Here is a 2,973-nt window from a genome sequence, read left to right as displayed (position 1 = left end):
ATTAAAAATACGCGTCGATAATGGACCAGAATTTACAGGAAAAACCTTTATAAACTGGGCTAAATCACATGATATAGCCATTGATTATATCCAGCCCGGTAGCCCTTATCAAAATGGCTATATTGAACGATTTAATCGCACCTATCGTACTGAAGTACTCGATTTATATCTTTTTAACAACTTAGCACAAGCAAGGAGAATAACCGAAGAATGGTTAACGATTTATAACACCGAAAGACCGCATGAGGCATTAAATAACATGACGCCGATTGAGTATAAAACACTAAAACAAGCAGTATGATTTTCTACGACTGTTTTGTACTAACTATGGGGTATTTACAAAAATCTTTTATTTTTTTATGATATTATCAAAAAACTCCCTTATCGATGAAGCATCTTTATACTTACATATTTGTGTGTTACCCAAATAATCAATACCACCATCAATACAGTTATCTAAACCAGCAATACTTATTCTATCTGTCTTGAATGATTGGATATACAATCCTCCGTCTTCTTTTAAAACTGAAAATCGAACATTCGAATATAAAGTTTCCTCCCCCGATTTATTTTTTTGAAGAACAAAAATCATGGCATTTTCTTCATTAGGATTATAACTAAAAATTGATAATATCTCGTGGGTGAAAATAGTTCCAACTTCATTTAGTTTAAAATTACCTAAATTAAAATTATAAACAAGATGATGGTTTTCCTTATTAGGATCTTTGGGATTTGCAGGAACAAATAACAATATTGATTTCAATCCATCGTAATTTACTAATACTGGAGGATGGACAGTACTAATTGCATTATAAAAATCAATCGAATAGGCATGAGAATATTCTCCGTTATCATCTTCATCATCTTCTTCGTATTGCTGGGTAAAAGGAGAGAAAGTTGGTAATATTTTTAATGATAACGGTTCTTTTTTTGCATAGCAAACAAGAGGAAAGCTGCTTAGCACAATAAATATTATAAAATTAAAAGTTTTAAATATTTTGAAAGATTTTTTTATCATCATAGATTTCCTTGAAATGATTATACCTATCTTTATAACTTTTAGTATGCTGATTAATTTTTCCAGTTATCAGATTTACTGTTGACTCATCAGAACCTTGATCTGCAATATTGTATAATTTATATTTAAGCCAAAAATAGACACCAGAATGAACTATATATTTATAATTTGTATGTAATAAATCTGGATTATCAACAAAATTAATGTACTCCCCCACCCCAAATTTCCTGATATCCATTTGCAAAATCTACATAATTATCCCTACCCGTTAACTGTTTTAATCCTCTTCCTCTAAAATTCCAACCATCATCAGTATCTGAGCCAAGATTTCCTAATCTATCTCCCATGGCTTTATTTGCAACAAATTTTTGGCTCTCCTCCGATACAGTTCTTAAATTTTTTGGAGATCCATCTGGATAACCATGCTTTATTGCTTCTTCAGGATTATTTTTAAAATATTTATATGTTGTTTTTAATCCACTAACACTATAAGTAAAATTTTCTTCAGTTTGTGGTGATAAACCAACTTCTTGTCTAATTTGAGCAAAAAAATGACTTAATCTAAGAGGTGTATCAAGTATATATTTGTTCATATGAACGTTAATATCATTTACTATGAATTGTAATAAATCTCGCCGATTATTTGATACAGAAGTGAAAATCTGCTTTAACATATCAACTGTTATACAAAATTTCGGTTTGAAATTAAATAATGCTACCGGATGAATAAACCACGCCCTACCATCAGCACTAAGCGTGGCTGGTGGGGCTGAGTCTGTTGGGGTGGTTGTGGTATCCGTTGTCTCGCCATTTTCTGGGGGGGGGGTGTCTTTGGGTTGATTCAACTTAGCTAAGCCTTTAGCAACATCATCCCACCATAACATCTTTTTTATCTTCTCTTTGGTCTTTTCCCAAGCTGTTACTTGTTTTTCTAATGCTGCCATTTTGGCATAAGATTCAAACTGCGCTTTAGTCAACTTTTCCGATGGTGATTGTTGATAATCAGCAGGAAAACGGCTTATTTCTCGTCTTAGTGTTTCAAACCCTTTCGCTTCAGGGGAGTCCTTTGCTTTACCTACACGGCTTAAATATGCATCTAATTTTGCTTCGTCACCTGTTTGTAAATACGCTAATATATTTTTAGCATTTTCCGTCATTTCGCTGTTTAACGCTTCCCATTTCGGCATTTTGCCTTCAGCATCAATTTCACTATACCATTCGCTTTCGTAATTGACTAATAAGCGACTTAATGCCGTAAATAACATCGGTTTATCTGCAATACCTTTAAAACTTGCTTCTTTTATACTGGTATATATTTTTGTTTCAACAGGGTATTGCTTATCAAGAATAGATAATGTTTCTTTTATTGTTGGTTTATATTGCGATAATGCATGGTTGTCTTTATTACGTTTTAACGATTTGTCTGCGTCAAGGTAGATTTCTTTTAATGTGGACGTTTCTTTTATCTGCATAAAATCAAACCAATCCCAACAACTGACCCGCTTAGCACCTTCACCATTCACTAACACCCAACCACTTCTTTTTCGGTTTTTATCATCAAGTACATCGACTTTTAACCACAAGTTACCTTGGGCATCTATTGCTCGATTGTCGCTTAGTGATAACTTTGCATCATTCATCTCAACCCGTAATGCCGTGCCCACAATCAGTGTGCTACTGGGTATATTACTCGCTTGTAAAGGATGCTTAGTCCAAGCCGCCGTGTTTTCAGCTAAAGACAACTCCCCATTGGGTTTGGCTACTTTGGCAATAGCCGCTTCATTTTTTATCCATAATGTCTTTATCTCAGTTTCTGATGACTGTATTTCAATTTGTAACCAAGCCACCTTCACATCTTGACTCATTATATTGATTTTGCTCTTTGCATACGGTTTACCCACTGTCGTATCCGATGCTGCTTCTTTTTCCAGTAGTTTGACCTGTTTAGCTATACC

2 protein-coding genes and 1 pseudogene are annotated in these 2,973 nt (G+C 34.0%); 1 reads left to right on the top strand and 2 read right to left on the bottom strand.

Going from position 1 to position 2,973, the window contains the following annotated elements; all coding sequences use genetic code 11:
• Positions 1-301 (top strand): integrase core domain-containing protein (locus tag A9G23_RS02720; protein WP_141674898.1); only part of this gene is annotated, 301 nt, incomplete at its 5' end.
• Positions 302-349: 48 nt separating this feature from the next.
• Here A9G23_RS02720 and A9G23_RS02715 read toward each other — a convergent pair.
• On the bottom strand, positions 350-1,018 hold the full coding sequence (locus tag A9G23_RS02715) for a hypothetical protein (RefSeq protein WP_065586163.1): 669 nt from the start codon (positions 1,016-1,018) through the stop codon (positions 350-352).
• Between the two features lie 200 nt (positions 1,019-1,218).
• Positions 1,219-2,973 (bottom strand): annotated as a pseudogene (locus A9G23_RS11470) (hypothetical protein); the annotation flags it as partial.

The sequence above is a fragment of the Gilliamella sp. App4-10 genome (assembly GCF_001690495.1).
In the GTDB taxonomy this organism is placed as follows: domain Bacteria; phylum Pseudomonadota; class Gammaproteobacteria; order Enterobacterales; family Orbaceae; genus Gilliamella; species Gilliamella apicola_G.
The sequence above is the reverse complement of the archived record's forward strand: the minus strand, read 5'-3'. Positions and strand labels throughout refer to the sequence as shown.